General features: G+C 35.7%; 5 protein-coding genes, 2 pseudogenes and 1 riboswitch. Of the genes and pseudogenes, 2 read left to right on the forward strand and 5 right to left on the reverse strand.

The window, feature by feature from the left end; translation table 11 throughout:
• Positions 1-132: 132 nt before the first annotated feature.
• Together DCCM_RS17335 and DCCM_RS17340 are read right to left on the reverse strand one after the other, a co-directional pair.
• Positions 133-1,056, reverse strand: a complete 924-nt coding sequence (locus DCCM_RS17335; RefSeq protein WP_104373650.1) for a tyrosine-type recombinase/integrase — start codon at positions 1,054-1,056, stop codon at positions 133-135.
• Positions 1,057-1,352: 296 nt separating this feature from the next.
• Positions 1,353-1,919: a flavin reductase family protein gene (locus DCCM_RS17340; RefSeq protein WP_104373651.1), complete on the reverse strand. Its 567-nt coding sequence runs from the start codon at positions 1,917-1,919 to the stop codon at positions 1,353-1,355.
• Between the two features lie 530 nt (positions 1,920-2,449).
• Here DCCM_RS17340 and DCCM_RS17345 point away from each other — a divergent pair.
• On the forward strand, positions 2,450-2,779 hold the full coding sequence (locus tag DCCM_RS17345; RefSeq protein ID WP_104373652.1) for a hypothetical protein: 330 nt from the start codon (positions 2,450-2,452) through the stop codon (positions 2,777-2,779).
• A 121-nt stretch (positions 2,780-2,900) separates the two neighbouring features.
• Here DCCM_RS17345 and DCCM_RS17350 read toward each other — a convergent pair whose 3' ends face one another.
• Entirely contained in the window at positions 2,901-3,461 is a 561-nt protein-coding gene (locus DCCM_RS17350; RefSeq protein ID WP_104373653.1) for a sugar O-acetyltransferase, read from the reverse strand.
• Positions 3,462-3,604: 143 nt separating this feature from the next.
• Positions 3,605-5,332 carry a ribosomal protection-like ABC-F family protein gene (abc-f, locus tag DCCM_RS17355; RefSeq protein ID WP_231702838.1) on the reverse strand — a complete coding sequence of 576 codons (1,728 nt, stop codon included), beginning with the start codon at positions 5,330-5,332 and terminating at the stop codon, positions 3,605-3,607.
• A gap of 398 nt (positions 5,333-5,730) precedes the next feature.
• Positions 5,731-5,828, forward strand: a riboswitch (guanidine-I (ykkC/yxkD leader).
• 55 nt (positions 5,829-5,883) lie between these two features.
• On the opposite strand from abc-f, the pseudogene DCCM_RS17360 reads away from it, so the two are divergent.
• A pseudogene (locus DCCM_RS17360) lies at positions 5,884-6,129 on the forward strand (DMT family transporter); the annotation flags it as partial.
• Between the two features lie 36 nt (positions 6,130-6,165).
• On the opposite strand, the pseudogene DCCM_RS17365 reads toward DCCM_RS17360, so the two are convergent.
• Positions 6,166-6,243, reverse strand: a pseudogene (locus DCCM_RS17365) (DUF4180 domain-containing protein); the annotation flags it as partial.
• Positions 6,244-6,495 lie beyond the last annotated feature (252 nt).

Genomic DNA, 6,495 nt, shown 5'->3' on the forward strand with positions numbered 1-6,495 from the left:
ATAATTACAAATTATCCTGCATTCGAAACGGTGATTGCTGCAAATACTGGCATATAATTCCAATAAAAAACTTCCAATTCGCCATCACTGATGAATTGGAAGTTTTTGTTAAATATTACAGACAAGTAAAAGCTAAACCATAATTCTATTGCGTGGATGCTTTGATGTCAGGATATCTCTCTGTTTATTTGATGCTACGTGAGTATATATCTGCGTTGTAATAATTGAGCTATGCCCCAAAAGTTTCTGTATAAATCTGATATCCACATCCTCTTCCAAAAGTAACGTGGCAAAAGAATGACGAAACATGTGTGGTGTTATATGATTTGACAATCCTGCTATTTCAACATATTTATTAATCATTATTCGAACAGATTGTTCTGACAAGCGGCGTTGTAGACGATTTATGAAAAAATATCCCGCATTTAGTATTTCATCCTTAAAAGCATTTTTATAGTTGCTAAGTGAAGTGAGAACCTGCTGATTGCCAATTTGAACAATCCGCTCCTTTGAACCTTTTCCGTATATTTTTATAGTACCTTCAAGCAAATCAACATCTCTGCTCATCAAAGAACAAAGCTCTGAGACCCGGATACCTGTTGCAAATAATAATTCTAATACGGCAATATCACGAAGAACAGTGCTGTACTGATATAAAGAGGTGTTTTTTTGTTGTGACAGTTTCTGGTATGCGGTGGAAAATATTAACTGGATCGTTTTAATCGGAATGGTTTTCGGTAAGGTTAATGGCTCTTTTATTTTCAATCTTATTTTCATAAAGGGATTTTCTTCTATAATAGCTTCATATTCTAGATAGTTTAAAAATGCTTTTACACTTGCAATTTTTCTTTTAATACTTCTGGGTTTATATGTTTTATGCAGGAAAGTTATATAATCTGAGAGGCTTACTCTGCTTAGTTCGCCATTATAATTGTAGATAAAATCAATAAATTGTTTCAAATCGATATTATAGGCTTTGAGCGTTTTATGATTTAAATTTTTTTGATATTGGCAGTATTCCATATACCCAAAGGACAATTTTTCCAAATTAAGCATACAATCCCTCCATTATAGGTTTATAAAAACTATTATGGAGGATATGTCGAAATATGTCGATATGCTCAGCAATACTGTTGCTAAAAAACTAAAGTCTTACAAAAAGGCTTGAAACTTCTTCAGCAAAACGGTTATATTATCATTGACCAATTGCACCATGTCACCATCACCGGTATATATAAGAACTTTATAACCCTCCAAAATCCCATAATATTTCAACTATGCGGTAAGCAACTCTTTATTACCGTAGACATTGCCGATGACTAAATGGCGTGGTTACTGACATTATTTGTTTATTATATATTTTGTGATTTCTTATATTGTACACCTTCTTTAAACACATTCCCCACAGCCTGACCTAAGTCAAAGTAACTGGTGCCCATCATAATCATCGGATTGATTTTTAGTGGGTCAGCCTTGTCGTCTGTCAAGCATTGCTTATTTAGGTATGTAGAAACTATCTCCCCAAAGAACACTTCAAAGCCGCAAATAGGAATGCTTTGAACAATCTTACAGAGAAAATTCAACGGGCATTCGCTAATCATGGGAGCTTTTTCAAGTTCATCATAAAACGGAGTAAACACAATTGACTTGTCTGTTGTTTTTCCCGATACTATACCGCAATAATCTGTTTTTTGAACCATATCTGCCGAGGGTACATTGATACTAAAATATCCATTTTCCTTAACCCCAATAGTTGTATGATGAGTGCTTTTTAATGAGATGTAAAACACTGGTTCCAGACACACGTAACCAAATGCCCCAACGGTGGCATAGTTAGGCTTGCCATTTACATTGGCTCCGACAAGGACAGTTGGAGCAGGACTTACCATAGGATAATTTTTGATTTTTACTTTTTCCACATTAAAACCTCCCAAATTTTATTTTGCTTGGAAGCCAGCATTAAAAATATAATGGAAATCCCCAAAAAAGAATAGACTTTTTCTTTTTTGTGAGTTATACTATTGTTATAGTATGCCCCAAAGCCTATATACCATTTTTTTAATTTTCCTGGGCATCTATATAATTCGAAAAATATTATGTTAAAAAGCCGATTATCCTTATCATGGGGAAAATCGGTTTTTTCATTCTATAAATGTCTTAACGCGGGTTTTCCATCATTTTACTGTGGCAGTTCCTTATTGCGTATAAAAGCAGAATATGAATGTCATAGGGAACTCGATTTCCCTCAAACCCTCCGCATGCGCACTCCTGCCGGTTAATTCCATAGCTTTTTCAAAATTGGTCAACATAAAAAACTCCTCACATTTATAAAATCTTTGAAATTCACAGTAGAAGGTTTTTCAACTAAAGGGCAGTATTGTTCGCAATCAATAATAAAAAGCAGGAAACTATAATAGGGTGTCAAACGTCTAATAACGGAGGTGGTATAATGTATCTAGAGGCCGAAGTATACGGACTATTGAATTGGGGATTTGCAACAGTGATGGGACTTGAATTAATTTCCTTGATTTTTATTTGGCTCCATAATAGATTCAGTAAAGAAACATTCGGCTGGTTCATCGGACATACTGTTTTTTTTGCCTTTGCAGGATACAAACTTATTGAAGCAATAAATACTTTTGAACACAATAATCCTATGGGTTCGGAAAATGCATCGTTGAGCATAGGAACTTCAGGTGTTTTATGGACAATTAGTGTAACTTGTTTATTAATTGGACTTAACCGTCTTATATCAAGTAAAGCTCCAAGAAAAGGCTAATCCATTGCACTAACGGTTTACATTAGCAAAATGCTGCACATTTTATTTGAAATATGCAGCAAATATAATTTATTTAAATATTGCTTAACGTTAGCACATTAAGGCGATAAATGAAACAGCATTATGCCTCGACTTGTTTAATTATTTTTGCGGGATTTCCGCCTACAACTACATTATCAGGTACGCTCTTTATCACCACTGCTCCAGAAGCAACAACCACATTATTCCCTATTTTAACTCCAGGGTTTATAACGGCTTTCCCGCCAATCCATACATTATTACCGATATTTACTGGTCTTCCGTATTCAGCCCCTGTTGCTCTTTCAAAGGGATTTTGTGGATGTGTAGCTGTATATATGTGAACGCCTGGACCAATGAAACAGTTATCACCTATTCTAATTTCACATACATCCACGAATACACAATCAAAGTTGGCATAAAAGTTTTCACCAATATGAAGGTTATAGCCATAATCACAATGCAAAGTCGGCTCTATGTATATATTATCTCCAGTTGAACCGAACAGTTCTTTTAATAGTTCAGTCCGTTTAACTTCATCCGTTTCTAATGTTTGATTATATAATCTGGTTAGTCTTCGTGCTTTTTTTCGTTCATTTAGTAATTCTTGGTCATTTGGATAATATATCTCACCGTTCAACATCTTATCTTTTTCTGTTTTCATCTTACCCCATCTCCTCAAAAAGACTAAAATAGTGTCAGTCAGTTAATATAAACCTTTTTATTAAATTAACCTACCCGATAGTTAGAGATGCTAAACATTTTAAACATATTATACACTAAATATAAAATAAATTAACATGTGAATCACACAAGTTGCCTTAACGCCTTCAGTTCTTGCGATTTTCTTATATACTCCTCATTGAGACTTTTCTTCTCTTCCTCACTTAACCTATCATTCAATTTCCCACCAATGAACGCCAAGTCACATTCGAGTTGCAGGATACGGTTGCGAATTATTATAAAATCCAATTGGTCGTTGTTTAGTGTGCATTCAATTTTTTTCTTTCGAAGGTAATAATCATAATTTCCTTCATAACATTTCAGCGAGCCGTGCTCAAGTAGCAAAATTTTGGTAGCAATCCTCTGTACAAAATAAATATCGTGTGAGACGAATAGAATGCCGCCCGCATATTGCTCCATGACGTCTTCGATTTTTTCCTTAGCAGTAATATCTAAATAGTTGGTAGGTTCGTCTAAAACAAGAAAGTTTGCGCCTGATAAAATCAGCCTGGCAAATGCCACCCGGCTTTTTTCTCCCATGCTCAACCCTTTAATCTTTTTAAAAACATCGTTTTTCCTAAAAAGCAGGCAAGCAAGAAGGGTTCGAATATCTTCTATTGATTTATTTGAAGTCATAACGTAATCAAGGATATTTTTATCGGCATTAAGCTCTTCAAATCCTTGAGAAAAGTAGCCTATTTTAAGGGTCGGGTCAAAAGATAATTGACCTTGAAAATCCTGGTCAAGACCACAGAGTATTTTTAAGAGCGTGGTTTTACCCGCGCCGTTTTCACCCATTAGGGCTACTTTTTCATTCCTGCCAATCGTAAAGAACAGATCTTGTAACACGACATTACCCCCATAGGCCTTGTATAATTGGTTCGCGCGTATAATAACAGGGGATAATTTATTACTCTGGGCAGGAAATTCATTTATCAAGTCGAATGCGGGGACCGGGAATTGTCGCGGCTTTTCTATTTTATTATTTAGTAATCGGGCAAGCTCTTTTCCTTTTGCCTTAATTGCACTGGCCTGTGTTTTGGCAGCATTTTTATAGTCAGAGTTTTTTTGAGCGCTTGCCAGCCAATTCCTTCTCCGGCGTATAGCCTGGTTCAGTTGCTTAATTCGTGATTGTTGCTTCTCATACTCTCTAGCGATATGCTTTAATTCATTTTCTTTTTGTAGTTTATACGCTGAATAATTTCCTTTATAGGTATTTAAGCCAGTGGCAGTTAATTCCCATATCCGATCTGCCACACGGTCCAATAGGTATCTGTTATGCGAAATGACAAGAACCGATTGTTTGATTCGCTTGATGATTTTTTCCAATGACGCTGCACTATCTATATCTAAATGATTCGTAGGTTCATCAAGTATCAACAAGTCAAAATCCTGTGTAAGGACTTTGCAGAGCATGAGTTTAGTTTTTTCGCCGCCGCTTAAACTTGTTGCTTTCTGATCCCATAAAGATTCATGGATTTCTATTTGTTGTAAAGATTTTTTTACAATCGTATCAATTGGTTCATACCCATTCAAATTATTGCTGACCGTTTCATACAATTCTTCGTACACGGAAGCACCTGGGCTAAAATTCGGGTATTGTTGCAAATACACTATTAGTGCATTATGTGGAATGCACTCAATACTCCCCTTATCAGGGGGCTCCATACCAGCCAAAATTCTGGAAAGTGTTGTTTTACCTATTCCATTACTGCCAATAAAACCAATTTTCTCACCAGCACTTATTATACCGCTAATGTTTGCAAATACCATCTTATCATGGTAACTCTTGTATAATCCCTCAAATATCACACTCAAATCGCCCTATCTCCTTTTCTGATTGATCTGCGGAGAAGGGCACAAAAAAACGAGGAGAACATCCTCGCTTTTGTTTCTTACTGAATTTGTAGTATAAGAGTAAAAACAGTCAGCAATAAAGATGTGCCTTCTCCTGAATTTCTATATTTAATTTGTGGTTAACTAAGATTAATTCAGTTTTACACATCTCTCCGTACCTCCTGTTCTTAGCGATAAGTCAATGATACTATATTAAACTCCAAATAGCAATAGAGTAAAATATATTCAACCAGACCTTGTAGTGATTTTGGTAAGACACGTTCTTACTTTACTTTGAAAGTAATCTGAGTTACCCAATAAATAGCCTGTTGACAACTGGACACATTAGCCGTAGACTGAGTGTAATAAAATATTGTTATTGTTTCTAGGGTTCCGCGATTAAACAATCGGACTGGTCCGAGAGAAACACCACGGATAATCGTGTTCACGGAGGGACAAAAGCCCGGGAGGATATTAAATTAATATCCCCCGGGTTTTTTATTTTTTCAACAGAAAGGAACATCAATATGGCTTGGCTCTATTTATTCATTGCTGCATTGTTTGAGGTAATCTGGGCAATTTCCTTAAAAGAAACCAATGGCTTTACTCGTATAACACCATCTATTCTAACTATTTCCGGAATGACATTAAGTTTTTATTTTTTAGCAAACGCTACTAAAACCTTGCCAATCGGAACTGCTTACGCTGTCTGGACAGGAATAGGTGCAGTTGGTGTGGCCATCTTAGGAATAATATTTCTGGGTGAGCCTGTACATTGAAAAATCACCAACTATTGCAAGTTTAACTTAATAGCTGATAAATTTTTGCAATATTTCACCTGCAAGCTTAGTGCTTAAGTGGAAAAAGTCTTCGCATATTGCTGACCTTTCCAAGCAGGATTTCCACCTGCTAAACTTCACAACCCATGCTTGGCCGCACCGAAAGTTGAGTTATTATTTTTTTATTGCCGTCGAAGGAAATTATATATTATTGTCGAATAACAAAATGACGATAACTGTAAGTATTGGATGACTGCCTAGGTCACTAGTATAGCGTTTCCGTAATAACATATCAATGGATTGATTGTCATAAACATTATACAATAGAAAAATCATCTATTTTGTATTTCCAGCGATATA

This window comes from Desulfocucumis palustris (genome assembly GCF_002933875.1).
Classification (GTDB): Bacteria; Bacillota; Desulfotomaculia; order Desulfotomaculales; family Desulfocucumaceae; genus Desulfocucumis; species Desulfocucumis palustris.